Raw genomic sequence first — 20,707 nt, forward strand, 5'->3', positions numbered from 1 at the left:
GGCTAAGTTAAAATATTTTAAATTAATATATATTACTATGCATGCATAATTTATAAAATTTAGAATCGATATGAATAAATTTGATTTTTTTTGAGAATGTAATGCCTTGATATTTAGAGAGAATACTTCGGTGTTACTGAAATAGTAGAAATAAATTGAAAAAATATTTTAGTTTTTAAAAAAAGAAACTACATTTGCAATCCCAAACGGGCGATGGTGCCTTAGCTCAGTCGGTAGAGCAAAGGACTGAAAATCCTTGTGTCGCTGGTTCGATTCCAGCAGGCACCACCTTTAAAACCTCAACGTAAGTTGAGGTTTTTGCGTTTAAGGATGTTTTGATTTGTTATACTAGGTTTCTGGTTGTTTAATAATGCTAACTATAAACCTCCTTTCGTCACATTTTTCCCTTATTCCATCACATTTGTTTGTACCTGTGTTCTGCCTGGGGTAATATTGTTTTACATTTAAATAGTATTGATAACGGGGCATCAAATCCTTTAATTTAACAACAATGAAACCATATTTATTTCTGCTACTTTGCTGTGCATGTTTTAGCGCATTTGCACAAACTACACCCGATTCTACTTACCCACCGAACTTCACCATGGAAAATGTCGAATTCAAAAGTGTAGGAGTTTCTATTGCTGGTACTATCTTTAAACCCAAACATATTTATGCAGCAGTAATTCTTGTACACGGGTCTGGGCAGGAAATAAGAATGGTTAAAATGGCATCTTTTCTGGCTGAAAACGGAATTGCAGTATTAACCTATGATAAACGTGGGGTGGGAAAATCAGGAGGAGTTTATGCTGGTCCAGAAGTAGGAACTAACAATATTGATTCTTCTAATCTTACCCTTTTGGCTTTAGATGCAAGCGCTGCTTCCAACACTCTTTTGGCACATCTTCCTGCTGTTCATGGGCCATTAGGCTTAATGGGTTTTAGTCAGGCAGGCTGGGTAATTCCTATTGCTGCAAAAACAAATCGCAATGTGAACTTTATGGTATTGTTTAGTGGACCAGTCGTTACAACGCTCGAGCAATTGAGGTTTCAGTTTTATACAAATGGAAATTCTAAATTTTGGGAAACGCATACTGAAGCTGAGGCACGCGAACACATACGCAACGATGCTGATAAATATAAGTTTATCGGCACTGATCCGAACGATGTACTCACAAAGCTATCTATTCCAGGGCTTTGGATTTTTGGCGGAAAAGATATACAAATTCCAGTAGGTTTATCAATAGAACACCTCAATACACTTAAAGCGCTAGGTAAGCCATACGAGTACCAGTTATTTCCAGATTTGGGACATAATACGGCCTCCTCAAAATCACAAGAAACGCTAAAAGCAGCTATTAAATGGATTAAATCTATTAATGGGCATGTGAAACCTCAATAATCTCAATAATAAATCTTGTTAATTTAACACGTTGCGGTGAAATTCTATTTCGGCTTGCATTGTTATAAGATACAAATAATGTTTTGTGGTAATGCCAATCATAAGAAAATATCTACTATTTAAAAGGAAATAATTTAACTCTATCTTTATTGTAATCCTAGTATATCAATAATTACTTGTCATGTATAAATTATTAAGTTTAAACCTGCTTCTTCTATTTAACTTTTCCATTGCAAATTGTTTAGCACAATCGTTTCAATTAAAAAAAAGTAATGGATCATCAGACTTATTAATACCTATTGCATTCAATAAAGTTAAACTAACAGACAAGTTTTGGAGTGAGCGTATCAGAATTCAAAAAGAAGTATTGGTGCCTGTAGCTTTCGATCGTACAAAGAATGCTGTTGAGGATTTACAAAGAACAGCAAATTATTTAAGTGGAAAAGAAGGTCCGTTACCTTCTAATAGTAGATTTTCTTCGTCAGATCTCTTTAAAGTGATAGAGGGTGCAGCCTATCTACTACAAATTGGACGCGATGCCAAACTGGAGAAAGAAATAGATGATCTTGCTACAATTATAGCGGCCGCCCAACAAAAAGATGGCTACTTTTACCCACCTCATATTACTGGTTCATATAAAAGTGCAACATTATGGGGAGAATCTGGAATGGGGGATAAACCTTATTCCTGGGAAGTGCATAGCCATGAACTTTACAATATAGGCCATCTATACGAAGCTGCCGTTGCTTACTATCAGGCAACTGGTAAAAGAAATTTATTGGAAGTTGCAGAGAAAAGCGCCAAACATGTTAATAAAGTGTTTTTTGAGGGAGACCCAAAATATAATAATGGAAAACCTGTAAATCAAGCACCGGGTCATGAAGAGATTGAACTTGCGCTGGTTAAATTATATCGAGTTACGGGCAACAAACTGTATCTAGATATGTCAAAGAATTTTTTAAACATCAGAGGTGTAACATACATGCCTAATGGAAAAGGACCAATGTCTCCTGAATATGCACAACAACATAAGCCTGTTAGAGAACAGGATAAAGCAGTTGGGCATGCGGTAAGGGCAATGTATTTGTATTCAGCTATGTCTGATGTTGGCGCATTTACTGACGATTCTTCACTTAACCCTGCGCTGAATAAAATCTGGAAAAATATCACAGATACCCGTATGCATATCACAGGCGGTCTCGGTGCAGTTCAAGGAATAGAAGGATTTGGGGATGAATTTCTTTTGCCAAATAAAGAAGCGTATAACGAAACTTGTGCAGCAGTAGGCAACGTATTCTTTAATCATCGTATGTTCTTATTGAATAAAGATGGAAAATATATGGACATCGCTGAAGTAGCCTTATTAAATAACGTATTGGCTGGAGTCAACCTCGAGGGTAACAAGTTTTTTTATGTAAATCCACTTCAGTCAGAAGGTATGGTAGACCGTTCTCATTGGTTTGGGACAGCCTGTTGTCCAACAAACTTAGCAAGATTAATACCACAAGTTTCGGGAATGATGTATGCCAATACCCAAACTGACATTTACTGTGTTTTCTATACTAGTAGTACAACAGTTATTCCTTTGAGTTCGGGAAACGTTTACCTGAAACAAACGAGTAATTATCCTTTTGATGAATTAATTAAACTAGAAATAAATCCTACTAAACCTAACCAAACATTTGCTGTAAAACTTAGAATTCCAAGTTGGACCGGATTTCAATTCGTACCTGGTGGACTTTATAAATTCACGGATAATGATGCTAAACCTTGGTCCATTTGGGTAAATGGTAAGCAAATAAAGGATGATAAAGTTAATAAGGGCTTCGTTTCTATCAACCGAAAGTGGAATAAAGGAGATAAAGTTGAACTACGCTTACCTATGCCAGTACGTTATACAAAAGCAGATGAAAGAGTTGAAGCTGATCGAAACCGAATTGCAATTACCAGAGGGCCAATTGTGTATTGTGCTGAAGGTGTAGATAACAATGCAGATGTAACTCGATATTATATTCCTGCTCAAGTAGAAAATCCTATAGTTAGCAAGGGCGATGCAAGCGAGTTGCCGAATATTGAGTTTGTAAGAAAAATACCTGCTAAATATATTGACCTTAAAGGAGAGGTGCATAACGCCAATTTAAATCTATTACCCTACTACGCTTGGAACAATAGGGGCGTTTCGACAATGAATATATGGTTTCCGGAAAATGAACCTACATTGAGAGAGGAATTAATATCCTTGCCTAAAGAAATTAATAATATTAAAGCTAGTTATACAAACACAGGTGAAAATGTGTTTGCCATAGTAAATGGAAAATTCCCAAAACATTCTTTTGACAATAGCATAGCACGTTGGACATCTTATCCCCAAAAAGGGAAAGCTCAGTCTATAGAATTGAGCTTTGAGAAGTCTACAGCTATAAAATCTTTTGCTGTTTATTGGTATGATGATAAAGGCGGGGTACAAGTTCCTCAATCATGGAATTTAGAATATTCGATTGATGAATCTACAACATGGAAGCCATACCCACTTTACAGTACAGACACATACACCATTTTAAAAGATCAATTTAATTTAGTTCATAGTAATGGTGATTCATTCAGTGTGAAAAAAATTAAACTCAACATCCTGCCTAAAAATGATTCGGCAGCTGGTATTTTACAGGTTCAAGTAGATGTTAAAAGGTAGATGGTAAGGTTTTTAATAGCTTCGTATAATAAAGAAAACCAAATGCTTCAAAATCGTGTAGATCCTTTTGGCAATCTCATTACCACCAAAGCTCGTGGCAAATGGTTAGGTAATCGAGGGCAATTACATGGTACGGGTAAAACCATATTACGCCCTTTTAAGCATAAGGCCTGGATTAGTTGTGAGTTAGTATTTAAAGGAAGGCGTAGAGTAATCATGTCGCCTAATTTATGGACAGAATTGTTCTTTTTAGATGAAGCAACGGCACTAGCTGCGGGGCATAGACCTTGTTTTGAATGTAGAAGAATAGCAGCTAATCTTTTTAAAGCAGCTTGGCTTAAAGGCAATCCTGAATATGGTTTTAACCTCAAAACCAAGATAGGAGCAATAGATAAAATTTTGCATAGAGAACGAATAGATGAACAAGGTAAAAAAGTAACCTTTCAGGCTACATTAAAAGATTTACCTACTGGGACTTTTATCTCTATTGACAATGAAGCTTATCTTGTTGTTAATGATTTGATTTATCAATGGTCGCCTTTTGGTTATGCAGCAGGTAAACAAATTGCTTTATCTACTGTGGTTAAAGTGTTAACTCCAAAGTCGATAATGAATGCTTTGAAAAGTGGTTATCAGCCACAGTTAAGTCTAATTACTTAACCATTTGGGCAATTGTCACATCTCTTCCCTTTTAAATACTTAAAGCAGCATTCTTTCTTTTTCTTCTTCTTTTTGTCTTTATCCTTATCTTTCTTTTTGTCTTTTTTCGACATGATGGTATGTTATGCGATGAATTGCGTTAACGATAGGAGCGGCATCCCCCGTTTTTCATCGGGGATATAGCGCATAGCGTGTTAAAACGCCCAAACTTATAAGCAGTTTGGTTATACAATATAATGAAAAAGGTACATATTGTTTAATATGCACCTTTCTAAATTTTATGGCTTTCTCTGTTCTAGGAGAAGGTTGGGGGAGGTATTAAGCTTCGCTATTGTAAGCAATCTGACCAACGTGTTTGTCGATCTGCCATCTTCCAGTACCTTCTTCGCCAATTACTTCGAACAATTCTAATGCTCTGCGGGCTTTGTATTCTTCTTCTCTTTGCTCTCTAAAGAACCAATTTAAGAATTCTAACGTTACAAAATCTTGTTCTTTTTGGCAACGAGCTGCAATGTTTTTTAAAGATTGAGTTACACTAATTTCTTGATCTAATGCATCTTCAAATACTTCTCTAAACGAATTGTATTCTAACTTAATGTTGGTAATATCTGGAGAAATAGAAGTTCCTCCCATATCTAAAACGTACTTGTATATTTTAAGTTGGTGTTCTCTTTCTTCTTCTGCCTGCTTAAAGAAATAGTCTGCAGAAAAATCGTACCCGTTTCTGTTGCACCATGAAGCCATAGACAGGTAAATAGCCGATGAATGTGCTTCTTTTTTAATTTGTTGATTAAGTAATGTTTCTACATCTGATGATAGTAAACACTTTACACGAATGATATCTTTCATGACTAAACTTGTTAATGATACTTTAATAACAATAAAGGTACTGCTATGTTCTAATCAAAAAGAATTTAAAGGCAATATAGAAAGATTCTAATTCTAGCTAATTAGGCGGTAATGCGGTGTAAACGATCGAAAATAATGTGGTTAAGCTCTAGCATGGTGAAGGTGCCTTGTAACAACTCTTTCATTTTAATGATCTGTAAAAGCGATAAAACGTAGCAATGATCGCAAGCGCAAATGAAGATGATTTCTAAGTCGGCAGATTTAGTACTGTTTAACAAACGATCTTCAATGTCGATCTGATAAACTGCTTTTTTAAGCTTCAATAAATTTCGATAATCGAAACGAGCTAACTTTCCGGCAAAATCAATATACCAACAGCCCTCGCTGTCTGATTGATAAATAGCGCCATTTTTAGTGCTAAATACTTCGGTAAAATTGATTTTTGGTACGGTAAGCGTTTGTTGCATTTGTTTCAATTTGCTTGTTGGAAACAAATATAGGGAATTGTTTAGATTTATTCCAAATAAATATAGTGATAAATTTTATGTACGAATTATTTCGTACATTGATTGTAATTTAATATCTTTATCCAACCTTTAAGCCAACATTATGATGCAAGCACACAGAATTTTCAGTTTAACTTTAGTGTTATTATTTACGATCATAACTTATGGCTATGGAGATATAGTGGTGAAGTTTAAGCTCCCATCAGCCAAAAATTTAGCCTACAGGATAATTAGTAATCCATCTGTATTTAACGACTATAAAGGAATAATTCTGTCTACAGGTAAGTTAGACAGTGTTGGTGAATTTACTACCAGTTTAAAATTAGATAAAGAAAAGGAAGTGGTGTTATTTGTTGGCAATCAATATTATAACCTTTGGTTTGGAGAAAATGGTTCATTTAATATGGTAGAAGATCAACATACATTAAAATTTGCTGGTGCTTATGCTAGTGAAAATGAAGTTCTTTATCAAACCAAGTTAATGCAACCTTATACCTTGCCAGGATATATGGCTTTTACAAAAGCACAGGTGGAGAATCATAGTAAAATGTTAGATAGTTTAGAACAACATAGGATGGCTGTTCTTGGAGATTATAGAAATAAACTTTCTCCTAGTTTTTATATCCAAACCATACAAGAAGTAATCAACTTTAGTCTCTATAAAAAGAGTCAATTCGTGATGATTTACGATATGAAAAGTACAGAATTGCCAGTGAATTACTATGATTTTTGGAAGAGGTTTAAAGTTTTGCCGGATGGGGTTATTTCTAAGAATTATTTAGGCGCTATTGGCGATTATACCCAATTTTTGGTAAAGGAAAAGTTTTCGAATACCAATGTGGATAGGGTTACGGCTATTAAAACTCAATTTAAATTGATGGATTCTTTATTTTTTGATAAGCCAAAAACATTAGAAGTTGTTCAAGGAGAGCTAATTCTATTTTATATTCAATATATGGATGAGGTGGCAATGATTAGCGCTTTAAAATCCAACTATGAAACTAAATATCCAAATTCACCTTATACTGAACTCCTTGAAGCAAAATGGCTCAAGAAAAATGAGCAGTATTTAAAGAAACCTACATTCAGTTTAAAAAACACGAAGGGTGAAAGTGTAAGTATCGAATCGTTTAAGGGAAATGTAGTTTATATTGACTTTTGGGGAAGTTGGTGCAAAGCCTGTTTAATAGAAATGCCTTATGCTAAAATGCTAAGAGACAAATTTAAAAATGAAAAAGTAATTTTCCTTTACTTAGACTTTTATGATACGAAAGATTTATGGATTAAAGCTATTAAAGCCCATGAAATTACAGGAGTAAATTTAAAGGCTGAAGCTGCTGATGAAAAATATTTTAATGAATTTTTTGGAATAAAGAATGGATTTCCAAGGTACGCAGTATTAGACAGAAATGGCTTTTTAATCTCCACAGCTGCACCTTCGCCAAGTAATGATGGAGTTGTAGATTATTTGAAAAGAATTTTACAGCAATAGCTTTGACAACCATAAAAGTTGCCAAAGCTATGGGTTATGTTATACTACAGCAGATGGTTCTGCTAGCTCTTTTACTTTAGCTAAGGCTTTTGGCCACATGTCTGCAAACATATCTATCATCGGTTTATTCTTTTCAGATTCATCCATTTCCATAAAAATATACAGATTGGTTTTACCATCTAAATCCGTAAGGGTATAGTTTTCTTTTGCACCTGCCCAGCTTTTTACTTCTTCACTATCATAATCTTCAATACCATTTTTAATCATCCCTAAATGTTCAATAGACATATATTCATTAGGTACATTATCAGCAATTTTCGAAACCATTCCACTGTTACCAGAACCGAGGAATAAAGCCTTGCTTCCTTTTTGCCAATCAGTTTCTACTCTCGAACCTTCACCAAAAGCTGAGGTCCATAATGGGTAAGTTTCTTCGCCAAAAAGTACATCCCATACTTTTTCTCTAGGCGCATTGATTTCAATATTAAATTCCATAGTATAAGTATTTAGTAGTTGGTATATAGTAATTAGTTAGATTTGAGATTAATGGCTCGCTACTTAGGGCTACTTAGGCATTTTACTAAAGTCCATATGCAACAGATTCCATCTGTGCCCATCAAGATCTATAAAGCCACCACCATACATCCAGCCATCTTTTTCTCCGCCTTTTGCATAAATCTTACCACCGGCGTCAGCTGCTTTTTGCAACATTTCATCAACTTCTGCTGGGCTTTCGGCATCTATAGAAAATAGAACTTCTGTTCCTTTTAAGGTGTCTGAAATTTTATTCGCACTAAAACCCTCTAAAATATCATTCCTAAATAACATCATCACAAATTTGCTTTTTTCGCCAATAAAAAAAGAGGCCATCGTATCTGTAAATGGGAATTTGTCATTTTTAGTAAATCCCATTTTGGTAAAGAAGTCAACTGACTTGCTGATGTCGGCAACTGGTAGGTTGGCCCAGATTTCTTTTGTCATAACTATTGTATTTAGTTTATACTAAGCTCGGAATTTTAAACTAAAAATAGGAGGGGCTATGAGACAATCTTAGGGCGTATAAGAGACATAATGGTGAAAGCTTTATGCCAGTATCCTACATGCGTTATAAACGGATATCTTTTGGCTTAGTGTGTAGTCGTATTTAGGTCGGAGTTTACTCGGATAGAATTGTCACAGGTCCGAACCAAGTCCGAACCAACCCCGTCTAAACGCCGTTTTAAGGGTTAAGCTTTTATAACATCATTACGAACCTGAAGCGATGCGTATTTACTATGAATTTCCCTTGCTCAAACCATAGTTAAATGGTTAGATCCATAGCGTTAAAAAAAGATGAATTGTAATGGTTGGCTAACAGGTTTGGATTGTCTTTCTTACTTGGATTAGTCCACCGCCTACTAAGGCAAAGGTGAATTCCCAAAATCCATCACCATTTTCGAATTTAATATCCTCTACTTCACCAAAAGTACCGATGCCATTACTGATCGAATCGCCTACTTTAACTTCATTTAGTTCGCCAGTTGGGGTATCTTGATTGAGGATTTTCATAGGGGTTAAGTAAAATTGTAATCCGGTAGCTTTTGGGAGAAATTGAATTAGCCTAAAGCGTTGTAACAAGCTCTGCACCTAGGTTCATAGCTGTCTTTTTCTCCTAACAATATTTTAGCATCGTTTACAACGGTACGATAAGAATACACTGCCGGACTACCACATTGCATACAAACTGCATTTACTTTAGTTACATGCTCTGCAATGGCCAAAAGAGCTGGTATGGGGCCAAATGGTTTGCCTTGAAAATCCATATCTAAACCAGCAATAATTACACGTATGCCTTTTAGGGCTAGCTTGTTACAAACTTCTGGCAACTCTTCATCAAAAAATTGAGCTTCATCAATACCTACAACTTGGGTATTAGCCCCTAATAATAAAATGGCTGATGAACTATCAACGGGAGTAGATTGTATGGAATTTAAATCATGAGAAACCACTGCGGTTTCATCATAACGGGTATCTGTTTTAGGTTTAAAAATTTCTACATTTAGTTTTGCTATCTGAGCTCTCTTAAGTCTTCTAATTAATTCTTCCGTTTTACCAGAGAACATGGAGCCGCAAATTACTTCGATGCTTCCACAAAATTCTCCTCTTCTAAAGTTTTGCTCGCTGAATAACATTTGTAAAGGTATTTTAGCCAAATATAAAAGAATTTTATAGTACTTTTGATTGTCATTTATTAACATAAATCACCCATTTTTTCGTTAAGCAACCATGATAAAGCAAGAAGATCTTTTTAATAAATTAGGTTTGATATTAAATGAGTTGAATGAGCAATATCAATTCTTGGCTCAAAACCCCCAAAAGCTCAATGAGTTAGAACTTGAACTTTTTCATGCTAATGCAAATTTCTTGGCAGATCATGTTCAAATCATAAAAAAAATAAATGCCAATCAGCAACCGACCTTAGTTTTAACTCCAGCAGCAGAAGTAAGCGAGCCTGAAAATGTTAGTGCCACAGGAGATGATATACAGGAGGTATCTCAAATTGAGGAGATTACTTTTGCCAATGAGCCAACAGAAATACCTGAAGTTATTGAAGAAAAGGTAGTTGAACAAGAACCAGAATCTATGATTCATTTTGAAGAAATAGAAGAGGAGGTTTTTAAGCTAGATAATGAGCCATCAACCTTCGAGTTTATTTTAAATGACCACTCAGAGCATGAAAAGTTCGATTTTGAAGAAAAAAGTGTAGATGAGCTTTTTAACAGGCCTTTAAGTGAAGAAGAAGAACTCATTTTAGCGCAGAAAAGAGGATTAAGAGAAGAGGGGCCCTTAACAGAAGAAACTGCGGATGATGATGAAATAGGACCAGAGCCATTCTTGGTACAAAAGGAAGAAGAGTTTCCGATAGAAAAAGAAGATTTGGAATTGGAAATAGCACCAATTGAAAATACTGTTGTAAATAAAACCGAGCCAGTTGAAGACCCAACTTACAAACCAACGTTAAATGATTTGCTAGCAAAATCTAACGCTACAAATATCAACTCTACTACCACTACCGATATCAAAGACTTAAAACAAGCCATTAATCTTAACGATAAATTGCTTTACATCAAAGATCTTTTTAATGGTTATAATTTAGCCTATGCTGAGGCAATAGATTTAGCTAATAAATTGCCAAACTTTGAAGCAGCAGATAATTTCTTTCAAAAGAATTATGCTGCTAAAAATAATTGGGCAGAAAAACAAGCTACGGTTGATAAATTTTATTTGTTATTGAACCAACGTTTTAAATAAACACCCAACCCCTAAAGGGGAGTAGAATTTGCACTAATATCTCTGTATCATTTAGGAAAGTCCCCTTTAGGGGATTTAGGGGTTTAAATAAATCCCATTCTATTCGAATCGAGCTTTAAGAAGATAAACAACAGAATTGTAAAGCTCCATAAAGAAGAACCCCCATAACTAATAAATGGCAACGGAATACCAATTACAGGCATAATACCTATTGCCATGCCAATATTGATGAATACGTGGAAAAATATAATGCAGGCAATACAATAACCATATACCCTAGAGAAAGATGAACGCTGTCGCTCTGCAATATTAATGATTCTGAGCAATAGAAATATAAATAGGGCTATAACTACGAAACAACCTACAAATCCCCATTCTTCGCCCACAGTAGAAAAAATAAAATCGGTACTTTGCTCAGGAACAAATTTAAATTTAGTTTGCGTTCCCTGTAAAAAGCCCCTGCCTGTAACTTGTCCGGCACCTATAGCAGTTTGAGATTGAATTACATTGTATCCGGCACCTTTGTTGTCTTTTGTTAAGCCCAAAATCAGCTCTATACGGGTACGTTGATGTTGCTGTAATACATTATTAAACAAAAATTTGGCAACAAATAAATAACCAATCGCTATTATCGTAATGATAGATATGCTAATAATTTTCTGTTGCTTTTTACGGTTGTAGTAAATAAATAAGGCCCCTAAAATTAAAATAGAGGAGATGAGAATGGAAGGAGCAAAGTAAAGATTGAGTATAAACAAAAGTACCATTCCCCAAAAAATAATCAGTAGGTTACCAGATAGGCCCTCTCTGTATAAGGGAAACATAAATGATAAAAAAACCAACATGGAGCCGGCATCTGGTTGCAACATGATTAAACACATGGGCAATACAATAATAGCAGCACAAATTAATATTGGTTTTAAAGTAGTAAGCTTAACATTAAACGAACTGATGTACCTGGCTAGTAATAAAGCCGTACCAAACTTTGCAAATTCTGATGGTTGTAAACGAAATGAGCCAATGGCTATCCAGGCTTGGTTACCGCCTACATTTCTGCCCACTACCAAAACAATCAATAAAAGAAAAACAGTGGTGCCGTAAATTATAGGGGCAAATACGCTGAAGAACTTGGCATCGAGTAATAAGATCACAAAGCCTATTAATAGTCCCGAACCTATAAAAGTGAGTTGTTTGATATACTTTGCCTTAGATAAGGGAATAGCTATATCTGGATTATATTCGGTAGCATAAATGTTCATGAAACCAATGGCACATAAGGCCACATAAATTAGAATGGTGACCCAATCTACATTATAGAAAAATCTATTGCTTTGCTGTTGCATTGTTTTTCGGTTTAATGGCTTCTTTATTAAAATTATTCACAGCTACATTCGTTTTCCCCTTTGGTGCCGCTTTCTTTATGCTATCTGCTTTTAAGCTGTCGGTTTTAGAAGTAGGTTTAATTGGCTTTATTGTTTTTGGCACCGGTAATAAATTCGCATCCTTATATTTTTGTAAAGTTGCACCATTTATCAGTCTTCCAGAAAGTGAATCTGTCAAGTATTTTTCGGTAATAAAACTAGCAATAGGTGCGGCATAAGAACCACCATAACCGCCATTTTCTATAATTACAGCAATGGCAATTTTTGGATTATCTCTAGGCGCAAAGCCAATAAACACAGAGTGATTTTTTCCTCTGCTATTTTGTACAGTTCCGGTTTTACCACACATAATGATGTCTCTTAGCCTAGATTCTGTTGCTGTACCTGTTGCTGTATTTACTGCATCTTGCATCCCATCAATCACAGGGTCGAAATATTTGGCATCAATGCCTACATAGTGTTTTTCCTTGTATTTAGGGTCTATCTTTCTTCCACTTCCAATGGCTTTAACAACATGTGGTTTAATATAATATCCCTTATTTGCAATAATTGCCATGATATTAGCCATTTGCAAGGGAGTGGTGCTTATCTCTCCTTGACCAATTGCAACAGACATGATGGTTGTGTTTCCCCAATATTTGCCGTAAATTTTACTGTAATCTTTTGCCCTATATAATTTATATGCTTTTTCACCCGGAAAATCAATACCCAACGTATCTCCAATTCCAAACTTCCTCACTTTATTTTGCCATGCTTCATAGGCCGCTTGTTGTTTGGTATTTGAGAAACCATTTTTAGTCATCATTTTGGCAAAAATGTTATAAAAGTAGGTGTTGCATGAACGAGATATTCCCCAACGTAATGCTGTATTCCCATCAACGTGCTCACATTTAAATCGTCTATTACCAGCAATGTAATAACCAGGACAGTTAAAAGTAGTATTTGGATCAACAACACCTTCACTTAGGGCAATTAGGGCATCTAGAGGTTTAAAAGCTGAGCCTGGAGAATATCCCCCTTGTATTGGCCTAACTACAAACGCTCTGTTTGGGTTTGCAAAGATATCTCTGTAATTATTGCTAAAATTGCTACCTACCAACTTATTCGGGTCGTAACCTGGACTGCTTACAAAAGCTAAAATTTCTCCGGTATTTGGCTCTATAGCAACTACACTTCCAACTTTGTTGGCTAGTAATTCTTCGCCTAGTTTTTGTATTCTGCTATCAATTGTTGAAGTAAGTTGGTCACCAGAAATTGCCATAGAGTCTAATTTCCCATCAGCATACCTTCCTTGGGCTACATTTCTGGCATTGTAGAGCATATGGGTTACCCCTTTTGTACCTCTTAAATCAACTTCGTATTCTTTTTCAATCCCTGCCTTACCAATATAATCTCCAGATTTATAATAACCTTCGTATTTTTCGAGATCTGTTTGTGTAACTTCTCTCATGTAGCCTAAAAACTGACTTGCAATGCTATCAGGATAATACCTTATCGTTCTTTTTTGAACATCAAATCCTTGATAATTAGCCATTTTTTCCTGCAAAGCAGCGTAGGTTTGTACAGAAAGTAATTTCTGAAATATAGAAGCTTGATACCTAGATCTTACAGTTGCTTTTCTAAGTTTTTCTCTAAATGTTGGCATATCTACCCCAATAATTTGGCATAGCGATAAAGTATCAAAAGGTTTAACCAATTTTGGAGTTACCAATAGGTCATACGTGGGCTGGTTTTGCGCTAAAACTTTATTATTTCTATCTAAAATTACACCCCTAGCCGGATAAACATAAATTTTACGAAGTGCATTACTATTGGCATTCACAAAATATTTATCAGTTGCAATTTGAATATAAAAAAGCTTGCCCAAGAGGATAAGTGCAAGTAAGACAAATAAACCTTGTATAATATATTTTCTATTAAACAACTGATCCATTTAGTTCGATTTTCTATTGTGGAAAATTAATTCAACCAACAACACAACAAACATAGTGAATACCACACTAAGCAAAGCTCTGCCCAATGTATAAGCAATTTCATTAAACTTAAATGCTTCTAATAAAAATACTACAATATGATGTACCAAAGTGCACAATACGGCATAAAGCGTAAACCACTTGAAGCCCATATTACCCAAAGAAGGTTCAGGTTCATCAAATGCATCTCTGTTTACACTCACGGAGATAAATAGTATTCTTACAAAGGCAAGTGCAACGCAAGCGCTCGTATGTACACCTAATGTATCATAAAAAGCATCCATTGTTAATCCAGTTCCAAAAGCTATTAGAAAGAGCAAAAAGTTGGGCGTTCTAAAGGGAAGAACTAAAATGAATAAAATATATAGGAACGGTGTAGATAGGTTATAGTAATTTAGGTTACGCAGAAGAAAGATCTGTACAAACAAAAGTACAATCCATCTAAATATATTGATAAATATTATTCTACTGCTCATTGGGTAATTGCGTTTCGAGTGCTTTTTGTTCTATTGCTAACCTATCTTTAATTACATACACATATTGTAATGTGCTAAAATCGTTAAAGAGACTAATTTCTAAAGTCATAAAACTATCACCTGTACTTATACCAGTTTTACTTACTTTGCCAACCTCTATTCCTTTCGGGAAACTACCTACACCAGAGGTAATCACCGTGTCGCCAACATTAACTTTAAAGTGGTTTGGAATTTCTTTAATATAAGCTTTTCGGAAATCGAAATTTCCATCGCCCCACACCAATGATCCAAAAGCATTATTCTTTTTAATAAAGATACTAATAGCTGTATTTTTATTCAATAGAGACCTAATTGTTGCCAAATGTTCAGACACATCTTGTACAAACCCAACTACACCTTTTTGAGGAGAAATAACTGCCATATCTTTTACAATACCATCTGCACTGCCTCTGTTTATGGTAATGTAGTTATTGCGCATGCTAATGGAGTTCTTAATCACCTTAGCTGCAAATAATGTATATTGTTGTCTATTTACAGTGTCATTAACTTTAATTGCATGGCTAGTGTCTACGTTTTGCAAAGATAAAAGTTGAGTTTTAAGTTTTGCGTTTTCCATGGCTAGGCTATCATTTACTTGGCCCAAGTTTAAATATCTTTTTAAAACATTTAAACGTTCGTAAGCACTGCCTACAACAGCATTAGTAGAGTTTAGGGTTACACTACGGTGATAGGCATTATTTTTTAGGGTTAAAATAATCCCAACAGAAAAGAAAATGATGAAAAAGAAAAATGCGTTATATCTGCTTATGAAAATCCAAAGGTTACGCATTTAAGTGATAAGTTATAAGTGGTACGTTGTAAGTTACAAGACTTAAAACTTATAACTTACAACGTATAACTTGATTTATTGCATTAAGAATTTATAATTACCAATGTTTTTTAAAGCGATACCAGTACCACGAACTACTGCACGAAGTGGATCTTCGGCAACGTGAACAGGTAACTTTGTTTTAGCAGCTACACGTTTATCCAAACCGCGTAACAATGCACCACCACCTGTTAAATAAATACCAGTTTGATAAATATCTGCAGAAAGCTCTGGTGGAGTAATCTCTAAAGCTTTTAAAATCGCTTCTTCAATTTTAGAGATGGATTTGTCTAAACAATGTGCAATCTCCGTATAAGAAACCGTAATTTGTTTTGGTACGCCAGTCATTAGATCTCTTCCTTGAACGGCAAAATCTGCAGGTGGATCTGCTAATTCTGGTAAAGCTGCACCAACTTCAATCTTAATTTTTTCTGCAGTACGATCACCAATCATAATGTTGTGTTGGCGACGGATGTAATTCACTATATCAGAATCGAAGTTATCTCCCGCAACTCGGATAGATTGATCGCAAACAATACCTGATAAAGCAATAACCGCAATTTCTGTAGTACCACCACCTATATCAATGATCATGTTTCCCATTGGTTCTTCTACATCGATACCAATACCTACTGCTGCAGCCATTGGCTCATGAATAAGATAAACCTCTTTAGCGCCAGCAATTTCTGCACTATCTCTAACGGCACGTTTTTCAACCTCAGTAATACCAGATGGAATGCAAATTACCATTCTTAATGAAGGGAACATCCATCCTTTACCTCCGTTAAGCATACGAATCATTCCTTTAATCATGGCTTCTGCAGCATTAAAATCTGCAATTACACCATCTTTTAAAGGCCTAACTGTTCTAATGTTATCGTGTGTTTTACCTTCCATTTGCATCGCCTGACGGCCAATTGCAATGATTTTGTTTGTTTGTCTGTCAAAAGCAACAATAGATGGTTCGTCTACTACTACTTTGTCGTTATGTATGATAAGGGTATTCGCAGTGCCTAAATCGATGGCAACTTCTTGCGTAAACCAATTAAATAATCCCATTTATATGTGGTGTTAGCTATGTTATTAGTAAATCTCTACTATTCAAATGTAAAAATAGTGTTTTTATTATATTTAAAATTAAAAAAATCCGTGGTACAGTATATTTATTTTGTTTAGAATTGTTTGAAAATCAATACCATATTTCCATCGGTTTTTCAGTCCCGCTTTCCCTGCTGCCATAAAAAATGGCATTCGTTCAATCGGGTTTATTAACAGTAGGCTGTGCAACTATTTAAGGTTGCTAGTAGCCTAAACCACTCCAGCCTTCAAGAGGAGAATTGTATAAGGCTTTAAGTCTTTAAGCTTTAGTCTTTCTGCTCTGTAAAGTCCCCTTTAGGGGATTTAGGGGTTAGTGTTTAAAATGTCTTACTCCAGTTGTAACCATGGCAATGCCTTTTTGATTACACATGTTAATAGAATCTTGATCTTTAATTGATCCACCTGGTTGTAAAACAGCAATAATTCCTGCATCTGCTGCTAATTCAACACAATCAGGGAAAGGGAAAAAGGCATCAGAAGCCATAACTGCATCTTTTAAGCTAAAGCCAAAAGATTCTGCTTTTACAACTGCTTGTTTCAAAGCATCAACTCTCGAAGTTTGTCCAACACCACTTGCCAATAACACATTGTCTTTTACAAAAACGATGGTATTAGATTTAGTATGTTTTACAATTTTATTCGCGAAGAGTAAATCTTTAATAGATTCTTCGCTTGGTGCTTTTTCAGTAACTACGGTCATTTGGTCTGCACCTTCTAAGCTCAAATCTTTATCCTGCTCAATTACGCCATTCAATAAAGTTTTGAATTGTTTTTTGCTCAATTCAACTTCATTACGCTGTAAAATAACCCTGTTTTTCTTTGCTTTAAACAATTCAACAGCTGCTGGTTGGTAAGAAGGAGCGATTAAAACTTCAAAGAAAAGATTATTAATTTCTTGTGCAGTTGCTAAATCTACTTCTTGGTTAGTAATTAATACACCACCAAAAGCAGAAACAGGATCGCAAGCCAAAGCAGCTGTCCATGCTTCTAAAACAGTAGCTCTAGAGGCTAATCCGCAAGCATTGGTATGTTTTAAAATTGCAAAAGTTGGTTCAGTAAATTCATCTATTAAAGCTACTGCAGCATCAACATCTACCAAATTGTTATAGCTTAGTTCTTTACCATTCAATTTGGTAAACATCTCATCTAGGTTGCCATAAAAAGTGCCTTGCTGATGAGGGTTTTCTCCATAACGTAAAGTTTGTGACTGTTTTACACTTTGTTTAAAAACGCTTAGCGGCTCTTCATTATTAAAATAATTAAAAATTGCTGTGTCGTAGTGAGAAGAAGTATGGAATGCTTTTTTAGCATACGATTTACGTTGAGCTAAAGTTGTTGCCCCATCTTGATTTTGTAGTTCACCTAATAAAGTACTATAATCATCTTTTGATGCAATGATTACAACGTCATTAAAGTTTTTAGCAGCAGCACGAATTAGTGAAATTCCACCAATGTCTATTTTCTCTATAATTTCTGCGTCAGTTCCACCAGCTTTAACTGTTTCTTCAAAAGGGTAAAGGTCTACTATTACCAAATCAATTTCTGGAATTTCATATTGAGCAATTTGCTCTTGATCTCCAGCTAAATTTCTACGGTTTAAAATTCCACCAAATACTTTAGGGTGTAAGGTTTTTACTCTGCCACCTAAGATTGATGGATAGCCAGTTAAGTCCTCAACCGCCACAACCGGAAGGTTTAAATCTTTAATAAATTGCTCTGTTCCGCCAGTAGAATATAGCGTTACGCCTTGTTGGGCTAAATATTGAACAAGTGGCGCTAAACCATCTTTGTAATAAACTGAAATTAAAGCGTTTTTGATCTTTACTGACTGACTCATGAAGGGTGTTATTTTAAGCCGCAAAGGTAAGAAAAACGAATGTTTTTTTTGGAGGTTTTTTAAATAAAAATGAAGAAAAAGTTCTATTGTTAAATTGCTTTATTATTGAACTACTTGCCGCCCAATCTTTCGGACTTTAGGTATTTCTGATTTTCGGACTTTTTTCTACTTTTTTATCTTCTTAATAATGCTTTCTACAATGCGTGGATAATGTAGATGCTCTAATTGTTGCCCTTTAAATTTCACCATTTCTAGGTTGTCGCCCTTATCAATACGGTACTTGGCTTGGTAAATAAATTCTCCCTCATCATAGTTTTCGTTCACATAGTGAATGGTGATTCCTCCTTCTGGTTCATTAGCTTCCATTACTGCTTTATGAACAAAATCTCCATACATGCCTTTGCCACCAAATTTCGGTAAAATAGCAGGATGAATATTGATAATTCTTCCAGGATATTCTTGCAATAAGTTTTTAGGAATTAACCATAAGAAACCTGCCAATACAATTAAATCAATATCTAAGTTTTTGAGCAGGTCTATAATGTTGTCAGTTTTATAGAATTCGTGTTTGTCGAATATGTGAGATGGTATTTCAAAACTATCAGCACGCTGTAAAACGTAAGCATCTGGGTTATTGGTTAAAACCAATGCAACCTCTACTTCTGTGTTACGTTTAAAATGCTCCATTAATTTTTGAGCGTTAGACCCTGAGCCCGAAGCAAAAATTGCGATACGTTTCTTCAAAATGCTATGTTTTTTTCAAAAATAGCATTTTAGGCTTTCAATAAAAGCGTTTTAATTAATTTTTATAAATATATAGGTAGAAATGAGTTTGTTAATACTCGAAAGATGTGTCTATCTGAGCTTGCCGTAGACTTATTTAGGAAGTTATTTACTAGGTTTTTGGTCTAAATTTCCCTATTTCCCCTATTTTACAAATATTTATGAAATTATTTTCAAAAGCATTTTGCATTTTAAAAACATAAACTCTATATTTGCAGTCCGAAAAATAGTTAACACAGAAGATATAAAAAGGCTAAACAATAATGGCAAATCATAAATCGTCTTTAAAAAGAATTAGAGCAAACGCGACAAAACGTCTACGTAACAGATATCAAGCAAAAACTACACGTACTTTCATTAAAAGATTACGTGCTGCTGAAGATAAAAAAACTGGTACTGAGTTATTACCTAAAGTAATTTCAATGTTAGATCGTTTAGCTAAGAAAAACGTAATTCACAAAAATAAAGCTGCTAACAATAAATCTAAATTAACGAAATTCGTTAACGGTTTAAAATAGTCGCCTTTTTTAAAATATATAAACGGTATTGCTTTTGCGATACCGTTTTTTTTGTGTTTAAATTTTTCAAATTGGATTAGCAAATAGTATTTCTATATTAGACCACTCAATCCATCCCGATTGTATTTATAAATTAGATCAACTTTGGATGGATAACTACGAACAAAAATTAAGCATTAAAGCTTGGGCTGAGGCAGACAGGCCGAGAGAAAAACTACTTTTACAAGGCAGAAGACAGCTTACGGATGCAGAACTGATTGCAATTTTAATAGGTTCTGGAAATAGAATAGAAACTGCAGTTGACTTGAGCAAGCGTATTCTTGGTTTCTACCAAAACGACTTAACTAAAGTTGCTAAGCTAAGCGTTAAGGAACTATCAAAATTTAAAGGAATTGGCGAAGCAAAAGCGCTAGCTATTGTTGCCGCCCTAGAGCTTGGCAGAAGGCGAAAAGAAACAGAAATGCAGAGGCGCCAAAAAATTGATTCCTCAAGAGATGCCTACTTAATCTTAAAAGCTGAGTTTGAAGATTTACCACATGAAGAATTTTGGGTTTTACTACTTAACCGAGCAAACTTTGTAATGAGTAAACAATTTATCAGCAAAGGGGGGCAATCAGGAACGGTAGTTGATCCTAAAATTATCTTTAAAATCGCAATTGAAAATAATGCAGCCTCTATAGTTTTAGCACATAACCATCCTTCTGGTAATTTAAAAGCGAGTAGCGCAGATATTAGCATAACTAAAAAACTGGTACAATCAGGCTTGTTATTAGAAATTCCTATCTATGATCATTTAATTATAACAGACCATTCTTATTTGAGTTTAGCTGATGAAGGGTTGATGTAATTGAGTTATAGGTTATGAGTTGCAGGTCTGGATTAA

20 protein-coding genes and 1 tRNA gene are annotated in these 20,707 nt (G+C 35.0%); 8 read left to right on the forward strand and 13 right to left on the reverse strand.

The features are described from left to right. Positions 1-215: 215 nt before the first annotated feature. The 4 genes from FA048_RS17815 (at position 216) to FA048_RS17830 (ending at position 4,751) form a co-directional block, all read left to right on the forward strand. Positions 216-288 (forward strand) — tRNA-Phe (locus FA048_RS17815). A 223-nt stretch (positions 289-511) separates the two neighbouring features. Then, positions 512-1,402, forward strand: coding sequence for an alpha/beta hydrolase family protein (locus FA048_RS17820; protein ID WP_136843656.1), 891 nt, complete (start codon positions 512-514; stop codon positions 1,400-1,402). A gap of 181 nt (positions 1,403-1,583) precedes the next feature. Continuing rightward, positions 1,584-4,091, forward strand: coding sequence for a glycoside hydrolase family 127 protein (locus FA048_RS17825; protein WP_136843659.1), 2,508 nt, complete (start codon positions 1,584-1,586; stop codon positions 4,089-4,091). Continuing rightward, the gene (locus FA048_RS17830; RefSeq protein ID WP_205943521.1) at positions 4,092-4,751 is read left to right on the forward strand and encodes a hypothetical protein; all 660 of its coding nucleotides are present in this window, start codon (positions 4,092-4,094) and stop codon (positions 4,749-4,751) included. A gap of 318 nt (positions 4,752-5,069) precedes the next feature. Here the strand turns inward: FA048_RS17830 and FA048_RS17835 are convergent, their stop codons facing one another. Both FA048_RS17835 and FA048_RS17840 read right to left on the reverse strand, forming a co-directional pair. Further along, positions 5,070-5,600 carry a ferritin gene (locus FA048_RS17835; RefSeq protein ID WP_136843661.1) on the reverse strand — a complete coding sequence of 177 codons (531 nt, stop codon included), beginning with the start codon at positions 5,598-5,600 and terminating at the stop codon, positions 5,070-5,072. Between the two features lie 101 nt (positions 5,601-5,701). After that, positions 5,702-6,067 carry a hypothetical protein gene (locus FA048_RS17840; RefSeq protein WP_136843662.1) on the reverse strand — a complete coding sequence of 122 codons (366 nt, stop codon included), beginning with the start codon at positions 6,065-6,067 and terminating at the stop codon, positions 5,702-5,704. Positions 6,068-6,209: 142 nt separating this feature from the next. On the opposite strand from FA048_RS17840, the gene FA048_RS17845 reads away from it, so the two are divergent. Beyond that, positions 6,210-7,598 carry a TlpA family protein disulfide reductase gene (locus FA048_RS17845; protein ID WP_136843664.1) on the forward strand — a complete coding sequence of 463 codons (1,389 nt, stop codon included), beginning with the start codon at positions 6,210-6,212 and terminating at the stop codon, positions 7,596-7,598. Positions 7,599-7,637: 39 nt separating this feature from the next. On the opposite strand, the gene FA048_RS17850 is transcribed toward FA048_RS17845, so the two are convergent. The 4 genes from FA048_RS17850 to FA048_RS17865 form a co-directional block, all read right to left on the reverse strand. Further along, the gene (locus FA048_RS17850) at positions 7,638-8,093 is read right to left on the reverse strand and encodes an SRPBCC family protein (RefSeq protein ID WP_136843666.1); all 456 of its coding nucleotides are present in this window, start codon (positions 8,091-8,093) and stop codon (positions 7,638-7,640) included. Between the two features lie 69 nt (positions 8,094-8,162). After that, positions 8,163-8,579 carry a VOC family protein gene (locus FA048_RS17855; RefSeq protein ID WP_136843668.1) on the reverse strand — a complete coding sequence of 139 codons (417 nt, stop codon included), beginning with the start codon at positions 8,577-8,579 and terminating at the stop codon, positions 8,163-8,165. Positions 8,580-8,948: 369 nt separating this feature from the next. Further along, entirely contained in the window at positions 8,949-9,146 is a 198-nt protein-coding gene (locus FA048_RS17860; protein ID WP_136843670.1) for a hypothetical protein, read from the reverse strand. Positions 9,147-9,193: 47 nt separating this feature from the next. Beyond that, positions 9,194-9,769, reverse strand: a complete 576-nt coding sequence (locus tag FA048_RS17865; RefSeq protein WP_136843981.1) for a thymidine kinase — start codon at positions 9,767-9,769, stop codon at positions 9,194-9,196. 94 nt (positions 9,770-9,863) lie between these two features. On the opposite strand from FA048_RS17865, the gene FA048_RS17870 reads away from it, so the two are divergent. After that, on the forward strand, positions 9,864-10,889 hold the full coding sequence (locus FA048_RS17870) for a hypothetical protein (protein WP_136843672.1): 1,026 nt from the start codon (positions 9,864-9,866) through the stop codon (positions 10,887-10,889). An 83-nt stretch (positions 10,890-10,972) separates the two neighbouring features. Here FA048_RS17870 and rodA read toward each other — a convergent pair whose 3' ends face one another. From rodA to purN, 7 genes are all read right to left on the reverse strand, one after another. After that, positions 10,973-12,232 (reverse strand): rod shape-determining protein RodA, encoded by a 1,260-nt coding sequence (gene rodA / locus FA048_RS17875; RefSeq protein WP_136843674.1) that lies wholly within the window; start codon positions 12,230-12,232, stop codon positions 10,973-10,975. Further along, the gene (gene mrdA, locus FA048_RS17880) at positions 12,213-14,204 is read right to left on the reverse strand and encodes a penicillin-binding protein 2 (protein WP_136843676.1); all 1,992 of its coding nucleotides are present in this window, start codon (positions 14,202-14,204) and stop codon (positions 12,213-12,215) included. Before mrdA ends, rodA begins: the two co-directional genes overlap by 20 nt. Beyond that, entirely contained in the window at positions 14,205-14,720 is a 516-nt protein-coding gene (gene mreD / locus FA048_RS17885) for a rod shape-determining protein MreD (protein ID WP_136843678.1), read from the reverse strand. Beyond that, positions 14,710-15,549 carry a rod shape-determining protein MreC gene (mreC, locus tag FA048_RS17890; protein ID WP_136843680.1) on the reverse strand — a complete coding sequence of 280 codons (840 nt, stop codon included), beginning with the start codon at positions 15,547-15,549 and terminating at the stop codon, positions 14,710-14,712. The genes mreD and mreC overlap by 11 nt, the downstream gene beginning before the upstream one ends. A gap of 75 nt (positions 15,550-15,624) precedes the next feature. Next, positions 15,625-16,647 carry a rod shape-determining protein gene (locus FA048_RS17895; protein ID WP_131555670.1) on the reverse strand — a complete coding sequence of 341 codons (1,023 nt, stop codon included), beginning with the start codon at positions 16,645-16,647 and terminating at the stop codon, positions 15,625-15,627. Between the two features lie 349 nt (positions 16,648-16,996). Continuing rightward, on the reverse strand, positions 16,997-18,523 hold the full coding sequence (gene purH / locus FA048_RS17900) for a bifunctional phosphoribosylaminoimidazolecarboxamide formyltransferase/IMP cyclohydrolase (protein ID WP_136843682.1): 1,527 nt from the start codon (positions 18,521-18,523) through the stop codon (positions 16,997-16,999). 165 nt (positions 18,524-18,688) lie between these two features. Continuing rightward, positions 18,689-19,267 (reverse strand): phosphoribosylglycinamide formyltransferase, encoded by a 579-nt coding sequence (gene purN, locus FA048_RS17905; RefSeq protein ID WP_136843684.1) that lies wholly within the window; start codon positions 19,265-19,267, stop codon positions 18,689-18,691. A 302-nt stretch (positions 19,268-19,569) separates the two neighbouring features. On the opposite strand from purN, the gene rpsT reads away from it, so the two are divergent. Together rpsT and radC are read left to right on the forward strand one after the other, a co-directional pair. Next, a complete protein-coding gene (rpsT, locus tag FA048_RS17910) occupies positions 19,570-19,824 on the forward strand; it encodes a 30S ribosomal protein S20 (RefSeq protein ID WP_136843686.1) in 255 nt (84 codons plus the stop codon). Between the two features lie 148 nt (positions 19,825-19,972). After that, positions 19,973-20,671: a RadC family protein gene (radC, locus tag FA048_RS17915; RefSeq protein WP_136843688.1), complete on the forward strand. Its 699-nt coding sequence runs from the start codon at positions 19,973-19,975 to the stop codon at positions 20,669-20,671. Positions 20,672-20,707: the final 36 nt, after the last annotated feature.

The sequence above is a fragment of the Pedobacter polaris genome (assembly GCF_005116505.1).
In the GTDB taxonomy this organism is placed as follows: domain Bacteria; phylum Bacteroidota; class Bacteroidia; order Sphingobacteriales; family Sphingobacteriaceae; genus Pedobacter; species Pedobacter polaris.

Coding starts and splice junctions, on each gene's coding strand:
- FA048_RS17820 (WP_136843656.1), top strand. CDS start 512: ATGAAACCATATTTATTTCTGCTACTTTGCTGTGCATGTTTTAGCGCA.
- FA048_RS17825 (WP_136843659.1), top strand. CDS start 1,584: ATGTATAAATTATTAAGTTTAAACCTGCTTCTTCTATTTAACTTTTCC.
- FA048_RS17830 (WP_205943521.1), top strand. CDS start 4,092: ATGGTAAGGTTTTTAATAGCTTCGTATAATAAAGAAAACCAAATGCTT.
- FA048_RS17835 (WP_136843661.1), bottom strand. CDS start 5,600: ATGAAAGATATCATTCGTGTAAAGTGTTTACTATCATCAGATGTAGAA.
- FA048_RS17840 (WP_136843662.1), bottom strand. CDS start 6,067: ATGCAACAAACGCTTACCGTACCAAAAATCAATTTTACCGAAGTATTT.
- FA048_RS17845 (WP_136843664.1), top strand. CDS start 6,210: ATGATGCAAGCACACAGAATTTTCAGTTTAACTTTAGTGTTATTATTT.
- FA048_RS17850 (WP_136843666.1), bottom strand. CDS start 8,093: ATGGAATTTAATATTGAAATCAATGCGCCTAGAGAAAAAGTATGGGAT.
- FA048_RS17855 (WP_136843668.1), bottom strand. CDS start 8,579: ATGACAAAAGAAATCTGGGCCAACCTACCAGTTGCCGACATCAGCAAG.
- FA048_RS17860 (WP_136843670.1), bottom strand. CDS start 9,146: ATGAAAATCCTCAATCAAGATACCCCAACTGGCGAACTAAATGAAGTT.
- FA048_RS17865 (WP_136843981.1), bottom strand. CDS start 9,769: ATGTTATTCAGCGAGCAAAACTTTAGAAGAGGAGAATTTTGTGGAAGC.
- FA048_RS17870 (WP_136843672.1), top strand. CDS start 9,864: ATGATAAAGCAAGAAGATCTTTTTAATAAATTAGGTTTGATATTAAAT.
- rodA (WP_136843674.1), bottom strand. CDS start 12,232: ATGCAACAGCAAAGCAATAGATTTTTCTATAATGTAGATTGGGTCACC.
- mrdA (WP_136843676.1), bottom strand. CDS start 14,204: ATGGATCAGTTGTTTAATAGAAAATATATTATACAAGGTTTATTTGTC.
- mreD (WP_136843678.1), bottom strand. CDS start 14,720: ATGAGCAGTAGAATAATATTTATCAATATATTTAGATGGATTGTACTT.
- mreC (WP_136843680.1), bottom strand. CDS start 15,549: ATGCGTAACCTTTGGATTTTCATAAGCAGATATAACGCATTTTTCTTT.
- FA048_RS17895 (WP_131555670.1), bottom strand. CDS start 16,647: ATGGGATTATTTAATTGGTTTACGCAAGAAGTTGCCATCGATTTAGGC.
- purH (WP_136843682.1), bottom strand. CDS start 18,523: ATGAGTCAGTCAGTAAAGATCAAAAACGCTTTAATTTCAGTTTATTAC.
- rpsT (WP_136843686.1), top strand. CDS start 19,570: ATGGCAAATCATAAATCGTCTTTAAAAAGAATTAGAGCAAACGCGACA.
- radC (WP_136843688.1), top strand. CDS start 19,973: ATGGATAACTACGAACAAAAATTAAGCATTAAAGCTTGGGCTGAGGCA.